The following is a 19,974-nucleotide window of genomic DNA, read 5'->3' as shown; positions in this document are numbered from 1 at the left end:
GTGAATCAACTCTATCTAATTCAGACTATTTTTTACTTAAACTAAATCGTGAAGTTACCATTCGGTCTATTGTATTCAGACTTTCCAGTTTTGGATGGTTAGGGTCATGGCGTAATAAACTTTTCATTAAAATTGAAATGCTGTACTTAAATTGAAACAGAATGTTATCTATGCATTCATTTTCAAGAGAAGGGGGCAGAGATAACTCTTTCGTTACTGAGTTGATGAGTTTTATGTGATGCATCATTGAACTTGGAGCTTCTCTGGAAAGAATAACGAAAGATTCTATGTGTTTACCTGTTTGTACCATTTCTTCGGCAACATCTATTTTTTTTTGTTTCTGCTGAATAAATTTGTACATTGAATCCAAGACAAGTAGTTTAATTGCATCATCAATACTTTTTATCAATGAAAGATTGTGTTTTTCGAAATTAATCCATTTTTCTGACAATTCTAAATATCCAAAATAATAAGCAATAGCAATTAAAATTAATTTTCTGTGCTCATATTTATTTTCTTTCCAAAGTTGAATAAGCGTTTTTTCTGAGCATATTGGATTTTGTTCATTGATATTATTTATTATATTATAAAGCTTGGTAGTGCTTCGATCATTATCTTTATTATACGTTGATAACTCATCCAGTCTGTGTGATATTTTGGGTGGATTATTTACATTTTTATGTACTATGTTTAACCTTACCTCAAGGTATAGGCGGGACTCTTCAATGCACAAAAATTGTTCATCGTTAATGATATTGTCAGGATTGATGTCATTAAAAATGGACAGAGCCTTATCATATTCCCATGCTGCAACATATAAATAAGCAAGGTTAATTATTGAAGAAATATGATCAGGGTAACGAGTGACAATTTTTTGAATAATCTCAATTGCAGATTGTGCATCACAGTGTAATATAGACTGTTGAGCTGTAATTTCAGAAATAAGAGGGTGTTCAGGGAAACCAAGCGTTTCAAATTCATGAGCGATTTCTAACGCCTGATTGAACTGACCTAACATTGAATTGATTTCAATAAGTTTTATGAAGAGCCATTCATTTTTATCTTTCATTCTTAGATCATTAAGAAGGCTTATGGCGGCATCGTATTTTTTACAGGAAATATAATGATCGATTGTTGCCTTGAAAATATCGGTTCTCCATGAGTTCTTTTTCTTTGTTAATAAATCACATATTTCAAAGACATTTGAATAATTTTCTTGTTCGATTAAAGTATATACGACAGCCAATATTTTTCTTTTGATTAAGCTATCTGAAATCAATGGATAAAACTGGTTATAATTAAATGGGATCTCCAGATAATTATCAACCTGAAATTGATTAATATCATCTTCCTCTTTATTTGTTAACTGTTCTGTTACAAAAACAATAGAGCATTCGCGTAAGTAAAGTCCACACTCTTCGTATAAATGCAAATAGTTTTGGCATATATAGTTTTGTCTGGACGAGTAGCGGCAAATAATCAGATGAAAAGGGTGTGTTCTTATTAATGCACGGAAGGTAGATAAGCAAGCTGCTTTATAAATTTTATTTTCATAAAACCCCATCTTTTTCAACATGTGTTTTATCTCGCAAGACAACATATTATCTTCTTCGATTATCAACACATTTAGGTTTTTTAGAGTATTAGAGACGGTTTTCATTAACAATTAAATACAATAATCTATAACTTACATTTTTCTGAACAAGATTTGAAACCATCTCAATGTCTATTGCTTTGCCGAGATGCGATCCGCTTCTTTATGCACCATAGGGTAGCGTTTTTCGCTTTAAAGACTCATCACACTTAGATTTCAAGTTATTAATATATCATCTTTTTTCATAGATGCATATGATATATGCATCTATGAGCTAGTTTGCATTAAATAAGTCTAACAGAGCTAATATTATTTATAAACAAGTAAAGGCAGCGTATCATAATAAGCTGCATTACGGATGTACCGAGAAGGTTTAGTGATAATGAAAAGAGATTTCTATCTGATGCGTCATGGACAGACTTTATTTAACGTAAGACGAAAAATTCAGGGGTGGTGTGACTCTCCTCTGACTGAAGACGGAATACAGCAGGCTAAGACTGTTGCTGGTTTTTTTGATGAAATCAATTTGACCCATCTTTACAGCTCGACGGCTGAGCGCAGTTGTGACACTGCCGAGATTGTCACCCGAAACAGGATGTCTTATAAACGATTGAAAGGTCTCAAAGAAATTAACTTTGGCGTTTTTGAAGGCGAGAGTGAAGATTTGCACCCAGATTTCGAGACCAGAGCTACTCATTATGTGCAATTCGGTGGTGAATCCCGTTTGCAGATGAGAGAAAGAGTTGTTAATACCTGTATTGATATAATGGAACAACCTGAGCATTCTTGTGTTCTTGCTGTTGCTCATGCTGGTGTGTGTAAGCAGTTTTTAGCTAATTGGCAGGATATAACAGAAGAGGTTAGCAAGGGGTTTCCAAACTGTTGCATTTTCCACTATGAGTACGAGAATAGAGTGTTCAAATTAAAGCAGGTTCATCGGCTTGTTTAACTTTATTGTAAAGAAATGTCTGATAATGACTTGAAAATAAGTGAGAGATTTACAGAAAGGGTAGTAATATTAAGGCGTGATTAAATCACGCCTTAATGGAATTAAAGTGCAGTAACTTCAGTTGCTTGCGGACCTTTTTGTCCTTGTTCAATATTGAAACTGACTTTTTGACCTTCAGAAAGTGTTTTGAAACCATCAGAAACGATTGATCTGAAATGTACAAATACATCATCACCGCCGTTGTCTTGAGAAATAAAACCAAAGCCTTTTGTTTCATTGAACCATTTTACTGAACCAGTCATTTTACCAGACATAGATACCTCTGAATTGAATAAATTAATAATTGATGTGTGCTGATACCAAAAGCTATTAATGATTTATGAAGATAAGTTGTCGCAGTATAACTTTACCAAAAGGTATCGAAAGATGTCTGAGAAATAACTTGTACTTAATGTAGCATTAATAATAACTCTTTTGTAAGAGCCAGACACATTATACACTGAGCCGGGTTAATAACTACATTTTTTTCGTTATTTTCTGCGAATTGTCAGCATTATTTAAGAATACAAACCTGCATTATCGGTGTGATGTCCCGTTTTGTGCAGGTTTGATTATCTACAGATTGAAATTTTAATTAGATGAATTCTAAGCAACGGTCTGTTCAGCTGTAAAATCTTCAATTACTTTGCTTAAACATTTGATAGCGTTTTGCATTTCTTCGCCAGTTGAATTGGTGAAATTTAACCTTAAGGCCGATTTTCCGGTCACATTTTTTGGATAAAAAACGGTACTAGGTACAACTGCTACCTTATTCTTTAACGATCTAGAAGCAAGTTCAAACGTGTCGCACTCAGGGACACTTACCCAAACAAACATGCCGCCTTTAGCGGGTTCAAATGAGCAGGAATTGGGAAGGTAAGCTTTTAATGCTTTTTCCATTTGATAGTATTTTTCTGCATAATGTTTTCTGACGTTGACCAGATGGCTGTCAAAATCTTTGTCTGTCAGTAAACCAACCAGTAATGCCTGCATGGGGATACTTGAATGTAAATCAGCGCCTTGTTTTACTTTTATCATCGGGTTAATCAGTGATGCTTTTCCTGTTGCAACTCCGATTCGCAGTCCTGGGGAAGCTATTTTAGAAAATGAGCGTAAAACAATGCTGTTATCTGGGCAGAATGAAGAGGACATAGGTAACATGACATCGGTAAAGCGAAGTTCTCTGTATGGTGCGTCTTCTACTAAGGTGACACCGTAACTATTGCACAGTTCTGCAACTTTACGGCGGGTTGGCAAAGACCAGGAAACACCGGTTGGGTTATGAAAATCCGGAACGGTATAGAAGAGCTTTGGTTTATGTTCCCGAAAACAGATTTCTAGTGCTTGTAAATCCGGGCCTTCGGCATTTTGAGGGATAGGAAGAATGTCGGCCTGTACAAGCCCGAAAACCTGCATTGCACCCAGATAGCTCGGTGCTTCCATCGCAATTTTATCGCCGGGATTGATGTAGGCGCGGGCAAGAAGATCCAGACCTTGCTGAGAGCCTGTTGTAACTACTGCAGCATGATGCTCCGGTAATTGGTAACGCTTTTTTAAATGGTTTAATAATGGTGTATAACCAGCAGTATTACCATATTGAAAGACCATTTCATTATCCGCAAGCGACTCAAAAATAGGGCGCAAGATATTGATAGGAAAAGTGGTTTTATCCGGTAGCCCACCCGCCAGAGAAATGACATCCGGTGCGCTTGCCGCTTCAAGAATTTCTCTGATATATGAGGATTGAACATTTTGTAATGACTGGGCAATTTCCATAGCAGGCTCCGGTATTGAGTATGTTAATGAATAACAGTAAATATGTTTAATACGTAGACTACAAATTGTTGATGATTTTGGCTTGTCCATTTATGCTATTATTATTGTCCGTTTATATGATTATTTGTTGTGTCTGAAAAACAATCCCAAAAAATTTCCAGAATTAATGATGTCCTTTACCAGATTCATAAGGATATTAGCCAAGAGTTGTCCGCGTCTTCGCTGGCGAAAGTTGCGGCTTATTCTGAGCAGCATTTCCATCGGGTATTTAAGTCGGTTGTGGGCGAAAATGTTCACCAGTATATAAAGAGAACCCGGTTAGAATATGCGGCGAATCAGCTTATGTTTGATAGACATACCACGGTTTTAGATATCGCTAATCGTTGTGGATTTAGCTCAGTATCTTCTTTTTCCCGTGCGTTTAAAGGCGCTTTTGATGTTTCTCCTGGAAACTGGAAAAATGCGGTAAATTCCAATTTGGTCAAACCCTATCTACGGGATCCTGAGGTCGCTGATAGCTACAAGAGGATTTCACAGCAGACTGTCAGTGAACCTGAGCTGGTCGAATTACCCGACAGACATGTTGCTTACGTCCGACATGTTGGTTACAACAGGTCAATTAAAAGAGCCTGGCAGGTGCTTAAGGCATGGACTCAGTCTGAAGGACGTTCTTTTGATGTTCAGTTCGGCCTGCATCACTCTAACCCAATTTGTGTCGATTTAGATAAATGCCGTTATGTTGCCTGTGTGGAGATACAATCACCAATTAAGACTCGTACGGTTGTTAATCAAATGACGATTCCTAAGGGGCTATATGCAAAATTTCATTTAACCGGGAAATATGGGGAATTGCTGCCGCACATTAGTTTGATTCAGGAAAAATGGTTACCGGAATCCGACATGAAAATGAAATCAACACCAGCTTATGTTCGTTATTACCGAAACCACTTTATTGAAGAGGATGAACGGTTCGAACTGGACTTTTGTTTACCCATTGGTTTCTATTGATAGAGGTCAGATAAAACCGTCTGGTTATATGGAATACTTGTTATGTTCAATGTTTGTCAAATAGGGAAATATAGCATGAAGAAATGCTGTGGAAACTGTCGGCAGTATGAAAGAAAAACGGAATCTACCGGTGATATTTGCAGTGCCTGGGGAAATCCGACAAAGTCTGAGCGTTTTGCTTGTGAGTTCTGGATGGAAAAACAAACCCAAAAACACCGAAAAAACATGGAATAGGAAAGTTGTGAGTTCATGGGCCGAACGATTAATTAATGGCTTACAACGACTCTGTTTCTTCCTTTTTGTTTGGCTTCATACAAAGCTTCATCCGCTAATTTTAGTACTTCATCTGAGGATGAAGCCAAAGAGCTATCGCTGACACCAATGCTAATGGTGACTTTGACTGTCTGATATTCTAAGTTTGTATTGCTTCGCTTTAACGCTCCGAAAGTGTTAATCTTGGGGCGTGTATCCGGGTTCCGGATCTTCATTTCATAATTTGAGATAGCTTCTCGTAATTCTTCCAGATTTTCTTTTGCGTCATTGGCTAATTTCCCTTTATAAATGACCGTAAATTCTTCTCCACCATACCGGTAGACCTGCGCTTTTTTGCAATGACTCTTTAAGTGTGTACCAACCAAACGAAGAACGTCGTCCCCGGCATCATGACCAAATTTATCATTAAACTTTTTGAAGTGATCAACATCGATCATTGCGACACTGTAACGCCTGTTCAACTGCATGAATTCCAGTTCAAGTGCTCTTCTGCTTGCCAGATCGGTCAGTTTATCTTTATAAGCAACGGTTCTTATATGCAATACCATGTAAGTAATCTGAAACAGAGCTTCGATTGAAAACAGGGTAGAAGAGATTAACCGGGTATCAAAAAGAACGGCCATGGTGACAAAAAAAGTCATACTGGTATAAATGGCCGTATTTATCTGCTTACCGTAATTAAGGTGCATGATGGCACTGATGCCCAGCAAAGCAAAAAGATACAGAAACAAAAGAACGGGTAATCTGGAGAACGAAGCATAATAGTAGAGAAGGGTTTTGAATGTTTCGACCAGTTGAAGTTCCTGATAGTTTTCAATAATCACTGCAGACCATCCAGCCAGAAGCGACAGAATGAACAGATAGTAAAGTGTGCCCTTGGTCAGCACATTGGCATTTTTAAACAAATATATCAGGTAAAGAGCAACCGGGTAGAGAAAGACCAGCAAGCAATACTCAAGGAATGTTGAGCCCAGAGAAAGAGGGGTTTGTAATCGGGACTGTATGATGGCGTAAGCGGCGACATTCGCCAGAGCTAACATGGCTATCCGGCTTCGTTTGAACATTAATGCTAAAATTAGAATAATTGCATTAAAAATATAGGGTAATATCGCGATAGAATCCCGGGTAAAGGGCATAGCTTCCTGAGCCTTAACCAGCACAGTGCTAACGGTTATTGCGACCAAAATCGGAAATATAAAACGAAACCAGGAAGTAAAAGCGGACATTCAGTTAAAATAGTTTATTCTTCTAATTAAACGGCGTTACTTTACTGTAAAAATTACCGTAAAGATACCTAAAATCTCTGATTATCAATTACGGAGTCTTTTATATGAATATTAGTTCTGATGTGCACAATTATATGGAAACGATAGTGGGTCAAATGCTAGCGGCTTCCGACTTCACAGAAAAATATTCAGAAGAACAACTGGCAGATTTGGCTTGTCTGGCTCTATCACAGCTCAGACCTGTTTATATTCGCTACGATATTGATTTTTTATCCAAACTCCCTGAAGCTAGAGCAGTTAATTTCAAAGAAAGCGCTGAAAGTGCTTTAGCTGCTGCGGAATCTATGATTCAAAACGATAGACGGCAGAACCGAAATGAAGATGATGTGCCAGTTATTATCTCTACGACCCGGTACAAAGACGATATCGAGTTAGAGTGGTTTGAAAAACCGATAGTGCCTCGTCCGCATAATGATTAATTAAGGAGTTTTTTGTGGGATTTCTGTCAGCGTTGTTTGGTAGTAAAAAAAAGGAAGAGAGTTCACCGGAAGTTGAACCCATTTCGTATAAGTCATACCTCATTTTTCCGGAAGCCCGGCCGGAAAATGGCCAGTTCCGGATAGCCGGCCGAATTTGTACTCCTGCTCAGGGAGAGCAGGAAGCAAAGGAACATCTTTTCATCCGATCCGATGTGTTGATGACAAGAGAAGATGCGGATGAGCTGATGGTTCGTAAGGCAAAAATGCTCATTGATCAAATGGGCGATAAAATCTTTTCTTAAGTCGATAACAGATTGATTCAAATCAACATGAGTGAGTCATAAGCGATTAAGCTGAAAGCTCACTCTGGTCAAAATCATCATAGTGTCCAACGTTCTTTTAACGAGTGATGGTGGTGTCATTGTGTGTTTATAATTAACCCCGGACACGGAATCTTATTACCGTATAAAACATTCCGTACGGTTATAAGTAATTATTATTTCAATTGTTATTATAAATGGCTTGAAGTTATACTTCTTGTCAATAAAAACAACTACACAATTATATTTTATTGTGCCAATAGTCAAGGAAATGCTATGCAAATTGGTGTGCCTAAAGAACTGCTCGCGGGAGAAACGCGAGTTGCTGCGTCACCGTCTTCGGTAACACAGCTAATTAAGCTGGGATTTGATGTTGCTATTGAATCTACAGCAGGGGACTGTGCAAGTTTTGAAGATTCTGCTTTTGAAGCTGTCGGAGCTTCTGTCGTTTCTAAGGAAAAAGTGTGGGAATGTCCGCTTATCCTTAAAGTGAATGCTCCAACCGATGAAGAGATCGAGTCAATTAAAGAAGGGACAACACTCGTTAGCTTTATCTGGCCTGCTCAAAATCCAGAGTTGATGGAAAAATTGTCAGGTAAAAAAATTAATGTCTTAGCTATGGATGCCGTTCCACGTATTTCACGTGCTCAGGCTCTTGATGCATTGTCATCAATGGCTAATATTGCGGGTTACCGTGCTGTTGTCGAAGCCGCTCATGAGTTTGGCCGTTTCTTTACTGGTCAGATTACTGCTGCCGGTAAAGTGCCACCTGCGAAAGTGTTCGTTGCCGGTGCCGGTGTTGCCGGACTGGCTGCAATTGGTGCTGCAGGTAGCCTTGGTGCCGTTGTTCGTGCATTTGATGTCCGTCCGGAAGTAAAAGAGCAAGTCCAGTCTATGGGCGCAGAATTCCTTGAAGTTAACTATCAGGAGAATTCTGGTTCCGGTGACGGTTATGCCAAAGAAATGTCAGATGAATTCAACAAGAAAGCTGCAGAACTGTACGCAGAGCAGGCTAAAGACGTTGATATCATCATCACAACGGCACTTATTCCTGGCAGACCTGCTCCAAAACTTATCACTAAAGAAATGGTTGATAGCATGAAGGCGGGGAGTGTTATCGTCGATTTGGCTGCAGCCAATGGTGGTAACTGTGATTACACTGTCGCTGATAAAGTGATTACAACTGAAAATGGCGTGAAAATCATTGGTTATACCGATATGGTTAGCCGTTTACCTACACAGTCATCTCAGCTCTATGCTACAAACCTTGTTAATTTAATGAAGCTTCTTTGCAAAGAAAAAGATGGCAACATTGATATTAACTTCGAAGACGTTGTGCTTCGTGGTGTGACCGTTGTTAAAGACGGTGAAGTAACCTGGCCGGCTCCGCCGATTAAAGTTTCTGCACAACCTCAGGCTAAGCCAGCTCCTGCTGCCGCTAAACCTGAACCAAAAGAAGAAAAACCGGTTTCACCTGTTAAAAAACTGGCAGGTTTGGTTGTTGCCGTCGGTGCTTTTGCCTGGGTCGCTTCCGTGGCTCCGGCTGCATTTTTAGGCCATTTCACCGTTTTTGTTCTTGCCTGTGTTGTTGGCTACTATGTCGTCTGGAATGTCACCCATTCATTACATACGCCATTGATGTCAGTAACAAATGCGATATCCGGAATTATTGTTGTTGGTGCTTTGCTGCAAATTGGTCAGGGCCATGGTGTAGTTTCCGTATTGGCATTTGTCGCCATACTTATTGCCAGCATAAATATTTTCGGTGGTTTCACTGTGACCAAGCGTATGCTTGAGATGTTCCGTAAAGACTAAAGGAGTAACGTATGTCTGCAGGATTAGTACAAGCAGCTTATATCGTTGCTGCATTATTCTTTATCATGAGCTTGGCAGGTCTGTCTAAGCAAACTTCAGCAAAAGCCGGTAACTACTATGGTATTACCGGTATGACCATTGCCCTGATCGCGACCATTTTCAGCCCAAGTGCTGAAGGACTGGCTTGGGTGATTGTTGCGATGGTGATCGGTGGTGCTATTGGTATCCATCTGGCTAAAAAAGTTGAAATGACTCAGATGCCCGAACTGGTCGCTATTCTTCATAGCTTCGTTGGTTTAGCGGCTGTTATCGTTGGCTTTAGTAGCTATCTGGATCCGGCTGAAACCGCAACACATGCTGAACATGTTATTCACTTAGTTGAAGTGTTTGTCGGTATCTTCATTGGTGCTGTAACCTTTACCGGTTCGGTTGTTGCATTCGGAAAACTACGCGGTTCGATCAAATCATCTCCGCTTAATCTTCCTCATAAACACAAGCTGAATCTGGCTGCGATCGTTGTATCACTATTATTGCTTAACTACTTTCTGAATGTTAACGGTAGTATGTTCGCACTGATTGTGATGACACTTATTGCATTTGCCTTTGGTTATCATCTGGTTGCTTCTATTGGTGGTGCCGATATGCCGGTTGTGGTTTCAATGCTGAACTCCTATTCGGGGTGGGCAGCAGCAGCAGCAGGTTTCATGTTGGCAAATGACCTTCTGATTGTAACCGGTGCTTTAGTTGGTTCATCAGGTGCTATCCTTTCTTATATCATGTGTAAAGCAATGAACCGTTCATTTATCAGCGTTATTGCTGGTGGATTCGGACAGGAAATTATTATTTCTGATGATGCAGAGCAAGGGGAACACCGCGAAACAACTGTTGAAGAAGTTGCAAACATGCTGAAAGACTCTAAATCAGTAATTATCACTCCTGGGTATGGTATGGCCGTCGCGCAGGCCCAGTATCCGGTTTACGAAATTACCGAGAAACTTAGAGCGAAAGGTATTGAGGTTCGTTTTGGTATTCACCCGGTTGCCGGTCGTTTACCTGGTCATATGAACGTTCTGCTTGCCGAAGCAAAAGTACCATACGATATCGTACTGGAAATGGATGAAATTAATGATGATTTCTCTGAAACAGATACGGTTTTGGTTATTGGTGCTAATGACACGGTTAACCCCGCGGCCCTGGAAGATCCAAATAGTCCGATTGCCGGAATGCCGGTTCTGGAAGTTTGGAATGCTCAGAACGTGATTGTATTTAAACGTTCAATGAACACTGGATATGCAGGTGTTCAAAACCCATTATTCTTTAAAGAAAATACTCAAATGTTATTTGGGGATGCTAAAGAAAGTGTGGATGCAATTTCCAAAGCTCTATAACAAAGACGATTCTTTGTTTAAAAAGCCAGCAATAGCTGGCTTTTATTTTATTTGCTTTAAATATAATTGACACACAGATAACATGACCCGCAGTTATATTGTTAATAATAGCAGTCATGTTCACTGAACTTGTGCTACGTATTAGAGTCAAACGGAGTAATGATAATAAGAAGAATTGTGCTTACAGGTTTGGTAGCGCTGTTTTCAACGTTTGCAAATGCTGATTCTTTGCCCGGTAAGATAAATAATTTTGTTTCTACTTTTAATTTTACCGACGCAGTAGTTTCTTATGATATACGGAAAATAGAAGCGGAATATCCCAACCGGCTTCTTACTCCGGATGCAATGCTGCCTCAAACTTCGAAATATCCGTTAAAGGATATTCAGCAGTTATATCATCTGTCACAAACTTGTACGGGTGCGTTGCCACTGAGCCCTCTTATTACGGAGCCTCTTGTATTTACGCGAACCATGTGCAAAGGCACCAAGTTAGCGAAACGTTGGTTTGCGAGAAGTGCTTTAATTCATCCTGGGGGCGGAACTTATGCTGCCAGATATATTAAAAGATATCCGGATAAATATGATGCGTTGAAGCAATACATGCATATTCAGGAAAGGCCGGTAGCTTCAGAAGACAGTTTATTAGGTCGTTTGCAGAGGATGGATGGCGATTCTATTACTGCCCTTATTTCTGGTGCTAGCATGTTCGCTGAAAATGGTGAGTTATGGCTTAGAAAGGGATACCGATATTACATTTTCCCCGCAAATGTCTGGCACTATAATGCGAAAAAAATGGGGTTGGATCACCATTTAGTCGGAAATGCTGATACTTGTTTTGTTCAGCGGGGGAATCTATGTTGGGCGGAAGAAGATCAATCAGAAATATTAAGATATATATTGGTTGGACTGGTTGCCGTTAACCTTCTCTTAATTATTGGCTGGTTATATTATCGCTGGAACTCAAAAAAACGTGAACTTAAGAGCCGTATGTTGGTGTTACAAATACTAACCCATGAGCTCAGAACACCCATCGCCAGCTTGTCATTAACGGTAGAGGGGTTCCGAAGAGAATTTGAAAAATTACCTGAATCTGTTTATGACGAATTCAGACGTTTATGTGAAGATTCAAGGCGTTTAAGACAGTTAGCTGAAGCGAGCAAAGACTATCTTCAGTCAGACACGAAACCACTATCTACTGAAATGGTTTCGTCTATCTCTGAATGGCTTGAATTTAAAGTTGAAGAAGAATTTGATCAAAAGGTTACGTTCTCAATAGATAAAGATGTTTCAGCTTCGTTGAATGTTTATTGGTTGGGAACATGTATTGATAATTTATTGCGTAATGCGCTTAAGTATGGTGTTGCTCCTGTTCATCTGGACGTTGAAACATCAAGTGACATGGTCACTTTTAAAGTGGTCGACCAAGGACAATTGACTGACAAAGACTGGCGTCAGTTGCGCAAGCCATTTGTGAGTAAAAGCGGACTTGGACTCGGACTAACAATAGTTGAATCAATGGTGAACCGAATGGGCGGTAAGATGACGCTGATCGGTCCACCGACGACATTTATTTTGGAGATACCCTGTGAAACAGACGTTGCTTCTCGTTGAAGATGATAAAAACTTAGCTGATGGATTACTCGTTAGTCTTGAACAAGCGGGATATAACTGTTTACATGCGGAAAGAATATCGGAAGTTAAGCCGTTATGGGAAGAGGCCGATCTGGTAATACTGGACAGACAACTTCCAGACGGCGATTCCGTGGAGCACCTGACTACGTGGAAGGCGCTTAAAGATGTGCCTGTCATTCTGCTAACAGCTTTAGTGACAGTAAAAGACAAAGTCGCTGGTTTAGATTCCGGTGCTAATGATTATTTAACCAAACCTTTTGCGGAAGCAGAGCTTTTTGCAAGAATTCGTGCTCAGTTGAGACTTCCTGAAGGGCAGGATGACGAATCAACAAAAGTTGTCACAAAGAATCTTGTCATTGATAAAGCAACAAGGGAAGTGTTTTATAACGAAGAATCCATTACTTTGACCAGAACAGAATTTGATCTATTGCTGTTTTTAGCCAGCAATCTTGGGCGTGTTTTTACCCGGGATGAGCTGTTGGATCATGTATGGGGTTATAATCATTTTCCGACTACCCGGACTGTCGATACACATGTATTGCAGCTTCGTCAAAAATTACCAGGACTGGAAATCGAGACGTTACGTGGTGTCGGTTATAAAATGAAAGCCTAGTGCATGAACAGAAAAGTCATTGCGTTAATATTGGGAGCGTCGCTTGTCGTTCCTTCTGCCAATTCTGCCTGGTTTGAGAAAAACACGCCTCTGACTCAGGCGCATCAGCATTTGCTGAATAATGAACTTCCATCGATGTTTGATTCATTGGTGGAAGTCTGGCAGAGTCAGCACACTAAGTCATTAGATTTACACCTTAATAATTTATTACTTCAATCTTTGAATGTAGATTGCGGTAAGGGCTTGTCAGAACAGCCGTTTCCTGACTGGATTCAGTCCGTCACAATAAGAAATATTGAAATTCAGAGCCCCGGACGGGAAGCCTATCAGCTTATTGTTGATGCCGTTACTGATAATCAGATCAGGGATATCTCATTAACTAAATGGGTTAACAGCTCAATTTCTCAGGATTCCACCTTTAATCAGCTTTCAAGTGACGGCGTCACTAATGACGCTTTGACATATATTAAAAGATATAATCTGGCGTCTCCTCTTGATATTGGGTTGTATCGTCTGATTATAACGAAAGACGATAGTGATTCCTGGAGTACCTGGGTTATTCTGAGTCATAGTGGTAATAATAATTCGGTTTATTGGGTTGCCAAAGATCAGTGGGATGTAAAAAGAACGGCATTGCAAAATCCATATTGTCCATTGCCAAAACTGAATGTATCAATTTATCAGTACGTAGATGGTAAATATAAGGAAAAATGGCATAAATCCTACGAGTCCGATTATCCTTCATCCCTTGAATCCAATATTTTGCCACCCAATCGCTATGTGTTAGCTGTTTCCATGAATCAGCAACGATGGCAGGGACCAATTGCTGTTGAAAATTCTCAGGTTATAAGCAAAACTTATGATATTTCTAATGATGAATAGCTAAAGTTTGCCTTTTGTCAGTCGCTATATATTTAAGATCTGGTTTTGGTATATGGCTCTATGATTAAAAATATCAAATTATTAACTGTATCAGCGTTGTCTTTTTTCTCTGTTTCTTTTGCTTACGCTGGTTCCTATTCGGTTGAAGCACGTGGCGATGCCATGGGCGGAGTCGGTGTTGTATCCGGTACTTATCTGACAGCTCCATTTTATAATCCGGCTCTGGTAGCGATTTATCGACGTAATGATGATGCCGGAATGATCTTACCTTCTATTGGTCTGAATTATGATGATCAGGATAAGTTGATGGATTCCGTCGATAATATTTCTGATATTATTAAAGCGGTTGAGGGTGGGGACACTTCGCAAGAGTCAAATCTTGCTGCAGAGCTAGATGCCATGGATGGAAGCCAGGCTAAAGTCGAAGTTGGTCTTGCTGCTGCCATTGGAATTCCAAATCAATATTTGTCCATGACGCTTTTCGGTAAAGTATATGCCGAGACGTTTGTCACTCCGGATGTTGCAAATGATGCTGACACCTTAACCCGGGCTCAGAATACCACTATTGATGCTGTTTCAGTTGCCGTTTCTGAAGCTGGTGTCAATGTTGGAAAATATATGAACTTTCTTGGCCAGCATATGGCCATTGGAATCTCGCCCAAAGTTCAGCGTATTTATACTTATGTTTATCAGGCATCTGTAAATAATTTCGATTTAACGGATGTTGATGAAAACGACAACTATGTTAATCATTTTAATATCGATGCTGGATTATTGTGGTTTTATGGTCCCGTGAGAGTTGGTATCTCAGGACGGAACCTTATTGCAAAGGATATACAGACGAATACCTTTGGGTCATCCAGTCAGTCTTATCAGTACAAGCTGGAACCGCAGTACACACTTGGTGTCGGCTTGGTTGCAGATTATGCAACAATTAGTGTTGACTATGATTTGAATGAACTTGAACGCTATGTGGCTTTTAATGATAACACTCAAATGCTGAGAGTTGGTGGTGAGATAGACATCATGCGTCAATTGAAACTGCGCGCCGGCTACATGAAGAACCTTGCTTACAGTAATAGTGAAGACACAGTTACCGCGGGTATTGGCTTATCGCCTCTGGGCTTATTTGAAATTGATATTGCCGGTTCTTATACCAACGAAGATGCCATGGGTGCCTACGTGAATTTCCTTGCAACGTATTAATCAAATGGATAAGCTTGAGCTCCTTTTAAACAAGGAGCTTTTTTATGTTTGATGATTTATCGCTTACTCATGAACAGCAGCAGAAAGCGGTCGAAGAAATTCAAAAATTAATGGCAAAAGGTATCAGTACAGCGGAAGCCATTAAAATGGTAGCCCAAAAAATTCGTGAACAATCCACCTCTGATTAATATCTTTTAACTAACCAGTCAGGAAGGGCAGGCATGCTCTTCCTGACTGGTTTTTTATCCTGTATTCCCTGCATTTTATTTCTCTTATTTTCTTTTTATTAACTGAAAAAGAGTTTTGTCAGATTCGTTTTAGTCGGTAAATTCAATAGTTGAATTAAGTGTTTTCCATAAATGATCTTGTTTGATATTTAGGAGTTAATAACAATTTTAATTTAATTTCAATAGGTTATATTGAAATTAAATTCTATTGAGAATGAGTGCTTACTAACTTTTTGATTAAAGATCATAAAAGGATCTATGGATTTGGTGGTGTTGATCTTACATAGTTAATCATTCTGAATTAATTAATGCACTATAACTAATTTTAAATTGAACTATAAAATAATTAAATCGCGATCAACAATAAAGAAAGCTAATTCTTATCAGAAAACAGTTCGTTACGATGTAACAGATGAAAAGTTCAGTTAGATAAGGTGAGATTTTGATAATCTCACCCTGGTACAGGGGAGTGTTATGGTTTTACTCTTGTTCGGCAGTCTGGACACACGTACTCAGTCCATTCCTCAATTATTTCATGGCTATCTTCATCCCTGGTCGCAACATAAATGGGTTTGAGTTTGACCTTTTTATTTGAGTTATTAACGCAATTCAGGCAAAACTTTTGCCCCTTACTATTTTGATAAAAGTGAGTTGTCCGGGTAAGTTCTTCGTTATCTATCATTGTTGCACCTGACTAATTTAAAGTAGAAATATTTTAATATAATGCATATGCTATTTACAGGTGTTAAAACTAAAGAGTCTATTATGAACAACTTTCCAGTAAACAAATAGGTATCGTTTGTCTCAGCCATCAACATAAAAAGGGCTGGCGCTGGTTGCGTCCGATGCTGTTAACCGCATCGATTACAAATTCAGGGGTTCACTATGGCGGTGTAGTGGGGGCAGCTGTTCCGGTGGTCATTGGTTTGTGGGAAACATTGCGTAATGAGTTCAAAGCATGATTGAGTTAATGTAATTTAGTTCTCCATTATTTAAATTGATGCATATTATATCTAATCTTCTGCTGGTTTGAAAATTGGTTAATATATTGCATGTATATAAAACATATAAATATTTATTTACTAATATCTTAATCCTGATTTTTAAATCTCATTTTAGGGTGTCCATCATTCTCTTTTGATGGTATCCACTGAGCCGCTTTTATGCGACGACCACCTCGAAATGGCAAAACATTCTTTTACTCGGATGAGAATGGAGCTACTTCAAAGTCAGATTTCTAGGCAATCTAAAAAGTCTTAGATGATTGAACTATACTCATTGATGCATATTAGGGTTTCATGAGTGTAGGGGGATTTGATGTTACGCATTAACGAACAAATCAGGGAAAAGATTGCTCAATCTATCGAAGGTGCCCAAAAGGCTCATGACGTTAAAAATGAGCAGCCATATGCTAGATTACAATTGATTGATAATACGTTGAAATTACGAATTGATATCCGAGAGTGGTCATTTCCCGTTCATGTTGGAAAATCTATCAAAGGCATGCTCTCCAGTGATGATTGTAATGTGTTGCTTCACTCTGGATCATCCGCTACAGAAATCCTAATCACTGACTTGTTAAAAAAATATGATGCAGCTTAGGAGAAATGTTATGTCGACCTATAGAGCAGATTGTAGATATAGACTCAAAGAACTTCCTCATTCTGAAACACCATCTGTTTGGGCTTTAGAGTGTTGCCCTGACACAACACAGCTACCGTTTATCCATGATACCGGCTGTATGTATATTGAAATGAAACCTGGGACAACAGAGCAAGAGGCTCGTGAAATTAACAGGTTGCTAAACAATCACGTTGCTTATATCACAGTAATTAATTAACCATTTATGATTGGATTGGTACTCAAAACAACCACAACACGCCTTACAATTAAAGTACGCATTATGTATATTATGTTAAATAGTATGTTTGGTGTGAATTGTGCCTGTTCCTTATCTGTTACCTACTATCTCGTATAGCACACATTAAACATAACCATATTTACCATAAAATAGCTAATAATCATCTGTATAATCATAGATTTACGTTCAGATTATTAGCTTCTATCCCAATTTAGCTACCATACGGATTGTCTATCACAAGTCTTCTCTCTCTTTTTTGCGATAGACGAATGTATAAAACGCCAGAAAATGCCAGTAAAGACATTAACCTCTGTCACTAAATTTCATCTTATTAAAACTTGTAATAAGCTAGTTTTGTTACCAAGATATTTTAAATAGAATTACAGCAAATAGTTATCATTTTAGTAAATGAATTTTTCCAATAGTCGGTGTTTCATCGTCAAATTTTAATAACAAATTGAGATTTACCTTCGACAGTGGTTTCTGTTGAATCTGGTAATATAACTTTTGTTAATACTGGTGTTTTAATGATTACTTTTATACTACTTTCATCAATCCAATCCCAACGGATATGATATAGCCCATCTTTTGCTATAATACTTGCTTCGCAAAATTCAATAGATTTTGTTTTATCAATAATGGGTTTTATAAAGCTCTCTTTCCCTTTGCCATGATTGATGTTTATGCCAGCCATATATTCTATTAACCACTGACCAACTGAGCCAAGAGAATAATGGTTAAATGAGTTCATGCTTTCAGTATTGATCCCACCGGAATGTGTGTATGAATCCCAACGTTCCCAAATAGTCGTTGCTCCTTGCAGCACTGAGTAAAGCCATGACGGGTTGCTTTCATTGAGTAAAATTTTATAAGCAATATCGGAGAAACCAATGTCAGATAATACCGGCAATAAATAACTTACACCGATAAATCCAGTAGAAAGTTTGTATTTATTTCGTTTGATATTATTAATTAAAATATTTGACAAGTAATCCCTTTTTTCTGGTAATAAATTGAATTTTAGAGCTAAGAGAGATTCTGTTTGTGTCATTTTACAAATAAAATCATCGGTAAAGAAATGCTCCTGAATTCTTGATTTTATTTTTTTCTCTAAAATAGAGAACCTTTCTTGTTCATCATATTTACCTATAACCTGGGATATATAGGATAATAGATATGTTGAATAATAAAAGTAAACAGTAGCAATGTATGATCTATTACTAGTTTCTCCGACAGATAACCAATCCCCATATCCTTCATTTGGTCTTATGAATGAATCAGATGTATCTATATAATAATCAATCAATTTACTCATAACTTCATAATTATCGATAAGTATTTTTTTATCTCCCGTGTGGTTATATAGCTGATAGCTTATTATAATTACCGCATCAGCCCAACCTCCTGTTCCATATTTCAACCCTAGGTACTCATCTCCACCAAACCCATCTATAGACATTGCATTTATAAAGGGAGCTACATCTGGTATTGCACCATCATCTCGCTGACAGTCTCTGATATCGTTAAGATATTTTTCAAAAAAAGCTTTACAATCCATATTATAAAGTGCAGTTTTGCAAAATATTTGTGCATCTCCTAACCATCCCATTCTTTCATTTCTTTGCGGACAGTCAGTTGGAATAGACACAAAGTTTCCTCTTTGGCTCCATTGTATATTCATGAAAAGACGGTTTAGTAAAGAGTGGGAGCAATTGAATTTACTACTTATACCATTACCAGAGTGCGCAACAACAGCTTTTACGCTTAATATTTTGACTGATTCTGGATGGGTGACTTTTACATATCTGAATCCGTGATATGTAAATTCAGTTTCGAAGAATTCATTTTTTTTACCATTTAAAATGACGGTATCTTTTTGTTTTGCCTTTCTTAAATTTTGATTATATATATCATTGTTAGCCATGGCTTCTGCATACTGAAAACTTACGTTATCTCCCTTATTACCCTGAATTTCATATTTCACCCAACCAACCATATTTTGTTCAAAATCATATATTTCACTATTGCTATTATATTTTATTGTTTTTCCAGGTTCTATTATTAATCTTTCTCTTATTAAATCATCGTCTTGTGGAATAAGATTTTTCTTATAGTTTTGTTTTTTTGCATAACCCAAAGAAATGGGAGTTATAGTATGATCATGTTTTTCTCCCATTATAATATCACTGTAAATTATATTTGATTGAAAGACTTCCCAGGAATTATCGGTAACTATCTTTTTGATTGTTCCATTATCATACTCGATTGATACAACACCAATAATGGATTTTTTTTCATCCCCGTATCTTCCACGACCAATATGAGCAACATTTCCGAAGTACCATCCATCCCCTACACATACTACTAAGCAATTATTTTTAGCCAATAAGTGTGTTATGTCGTAATTTTGATAGTAAATTCTTGAGTTATAGTCAGACCAGCCCGGAGATAGTTTGCTATTAGAAACTCTTTTTTCATTGAGGTCTACAACATAAATGCCAAGAGAAGTTAATTGCAATGTTGCTTTTTTTATTTTTTTATTTTCAGACCATTTTTTTTTAAAAATTATAGCCGGTGAACCTATTTCAAATGACCCACTCTCTAATTGATCATTTTGGATGTTTTCTGCTGAAATCCAATTTGCGGTTGTATTAATCATCTTTTTTCCTAATGACATATTACATAT

The 19,974-nt window shown here is 38.2% G+C and carries 19 protein-coding genes; 14 read left to right on the top strand and 5 right to left on the bottom strand.

What is annotated here, in order from left to right:
- Positions 1 to 25 precede the first annotated feature (25 nt).
- The gene (locus tag LRQ06_RS18410) at positions 26 to 1,576 is read right to left on the bottom strand and encodes a tetratricopeptide repeat protein (protein WP_232768503.1); all 1,551 of its coding nucleotides are present in this window, start codon (positions 1,574 to 1,576) and stop codon (positions 26 to 28) included.
- 400 nt (positions 1,577 to 1,976) lie between these two features.
- On the opposite strand from LRQ06_RS18410, the gene LRQ06_RS18405 reads away from it, so the two are divergent.
- Positions 1,977 to 2,543, top strand: a complete 567-nt coding sequence (locus LRQ06_RS18405; RefSeq protein WP_232768502.1) for a histidine phosphatase family protein — start codon at positions 1,977 to 1,979, stop codon at positions 2,541 to 2,543.
- 101 nt (positions 2,544 to 2,644) lie between these two features.
- Here LRQ06_RS18405 and cspE read toward each other — a convergent pair whose 3' ends face one another.
- Positions 2,645 to 2,857: a transcription antiterminator/RNA stability regulator CspE gene (gene cspE / locus LRQ06_RS18400; protein WP_232768501.1), complete on the bottom strand. Its 213-nt coding sequence runs from the start codon at positions 2,855 to 2,857 to the stop codon at positions 2,645 to 2,647.
- A gap of 331 nt (positions 2,858 to 3,188) precedes the next feature.
- Positions 3,189 to 4,358, bottom strand: a complete 1,170-nt coding sequence (locus LRQ06_RS18395; RefSeq protein ID WP_232768500.1) for an aminotransferase-like domain-containing protein — start codon at positions 4,356 to 4,358, stop codon at positions 3,189 to 3,191.
- Between the two features lie 129 nt (positions 4,359 to 4,487).
- Between LRQ06_RS18395 and LRQ06_RS18390 the strand changes: the two genes are divergently transcribed.
- Complete coding sequence (locus tag LRQ06_RS18390) at positions 4,488 to 5,366, top strand: AraC family transcriptional regulator (protein ID WP_232768499.1); 879 nt, start codon at positions 4,488 to 4,490, stop codon at positions 5,364 to 5,366.
- A gap of 75 nt (positions 5,367 to 5,441) precedes the next feature.
- Positions 5,442 to 5,600 (top strand): hypothetical protein, encoded by a 159-nt coding sequence (locus LRQ06_RS18385; RefSeq protein ID WP_232768498.1) that lies wholly within the window; start codon positions 5,442 to 5,444, stop codon positions 5,598 to 5,600.
- 32 nt (positions 5,601 to 5,632) lie between these two features.
- Here LRQ06_RS18385 and LRQ06_RS18380 read toward each other — a convergent pair whose 3' ends face one another.
- On the bottom strand, positions 5,633 to 6,865 hold the full coding sequence (locus LRQ06_RS18380) for a GGDEF domain-containing protein (protein ID WP_232768497.1): 1,233 nt from the start codon (positions 6,863 to 6,865) through the stop codon (positions 5,633 to 5,635).
- Between the two features lie 104 nt (positions 6,866 to 6,969).
- Between LRQ06_RS18380 and LRQ06_RS18375 the strand changes: the two genes are divergently transcribed.
- The 11 genes from LRQ06_RS18375 (at position 6,970) to LRQ06_RS18325 (ending at position 17,267) form a co-directional block, all read left to right on the top strand.
- Positions 6,970 to 7,344, top strand: a complete 375-nt coding sequence (locus tag LRQ06_RS18375) for a late competence development ComFB family protein (protein WP_232768496.1) — start codon at positions 6,970 to 6,972, stop codon at positions 7,342 to 7,344.
- Between the two features lie 14 nt (positions 7,345 to 7,358).
- Positions 7,359 to 7,646, top strand: a complete 288-nt coding sequence (locus LRQ06_RS18370; protein WP_232768495.1) for an HlyU family transcriptional regulator — start codon at positions 7,359 to 7,361, stop codon at positions 7,644 to 7,646.
- Between the two features lie 294 nt (positions 7,647 to 7,940).
- On the top strand, positions 7,941 to 9,479 hold the full coding sequence (locus LRQ06_RS18365) for a Re/Si-specific NAD(P)(+) transhydrogenase subunit alpha (protein ID WP_232768494.1): 1,539 nt from the start codon (positions 7,941 to 7,943) through the stop codon (positions 9,477 to 9,479).
- 11 nt (positions 9,480 to 9,490) lie between these two features.
- Positions 9,491 to 10,867: a Re/Si-specific NAD(P)(+) transhydrogenase subunit beta gene (gene pntB / locus LRQ06_RS18360; protein ID WP_232768493.1), complete on the top strand. Its 1,377-nt coding sequence runs from the start codon at positions 9,491 to 9,493 to the stop codon at positions 10,865 to 10,867.
- 159 nt (positions 10,868 to 11,026) lie between these two features.
- Entirely contained in the window at positions 11,027 to 12,478 is a 1,452-nt protein-coding gene (vxrA, locus tag LRQ06_RS18355; protein WP_232768492.1) for a sensor histidine kinase VxrA, read from the top strand.
- Positions 12,453 to 13,112 (top strand): response regulator transcription factor VxrB, encoded by a 660-nt coding sequence (vxrB, locus tag LRQ06_RS18350; protein ID WP_232768491.1) that lies wholly within the window; start codon positions 12,453 to 12,455, stop codon positions 13,110 to 13,112. The genes vxrA and vxrB overlap by 26 nt, the downstream gene beginning before the upstream one ends.
- 3 nt (positions 13,113 to 13,115) lie before the next feature.
- Positions 13,116 to 13,994 (top strand): DUF2861 family protein, encoded by an 879-nt coding sequence (locus LRQ06_RS18345; RefSeq protein ID WP_232768490.1) that lies wholly within the window; start codon positions 13,116 to 13,118, stop codon positions 13,992 to 13,994.
- Positions 13,995 to 14,054: 60 nt separating this feature from the next.
- Positions 14,055 to 15,200 (top strand): conjugal transfer protein TraF, encoded by a 1,146-nt coding sequence (locus tag LRQ06_RS18340; RefSeq protein WP_232768489.1) that lies wholly within the window; start codon positions 14,055 to 14,057, stop codon positions 15,198 to 15,200.
- A 44-nt stretch (positions 15,201 to 15,244) separates the two neighbouring features.
- Complete coding sequence (locus LRQ06_RS18335; RefSeq protein WP_232768488.1) at positions 15,245 to 15,388, top strand: YoaH family protein; 144 nt, start codon at positions 15,245 to 15,247, stop codon at positions 15,386 to 15,388.
- Positions 15,389 to 16,744: 1,356 nt separating this feature from the next.
- Positions 16,745 to 17,029 (top strand): hypothetical protein, encoded by a 285-nt coding sequence (locus tag LRQ06_RS18330; RefSeq protein WP_232768487.1) that lies wholly within the window; start codon positions 16,745 to 16,747, stop codon positions 17,027 to 17,029.
- A 10-nt stretch (positions 17,030 to 17,039) separates the two neighbouring features.
- Positions 17,040 to 17,267 carry a hypothetical protein gene (locus LRQ06_RS18325; protein WP_232768486.1) on the top strand — a complete coding sequence of 76 codons (228 nt, stop codon included), beginning with the start codon at positions 17,040 to 17,042 and terminating at the stop codon, positions 17,265 to 17,267.
- A gap of 460 nt (positions 17,268 to 17,727) precedes the next feature.
- Here the strand turns inward: LRQ06_RS18325 and LRQ06_RS18320 are convergent, their stop codons facing one another.
- On the bottom strand, positions 17,728 to 19,947 hold the full coding sequence (locus LRQ06_RS18320; RefSeq protein WP_232768485.1) for a family 78 glycoside hydrolase catalytic domain: 2,220 nt from the start codon (positions 19,945 to 19,947) through the stop codon (positions 17,728 to 17,730).
- Positions 19,948 to 19,974 lie beyond the last annotated feature (27 nt).

The sequence above is a fragment of the Vibrio salinus genome (genome assembly GCF_021272385.1).
Lineage (GTDB): Bacteria > Pseudomonadota > Gammaproteobacteria > Enterobacterales > Vibrionaceae > Vibrio > Vibrio salinus.
This window is presented reverse-complemented; position numbering and strand designations above follow the sequence as displayed.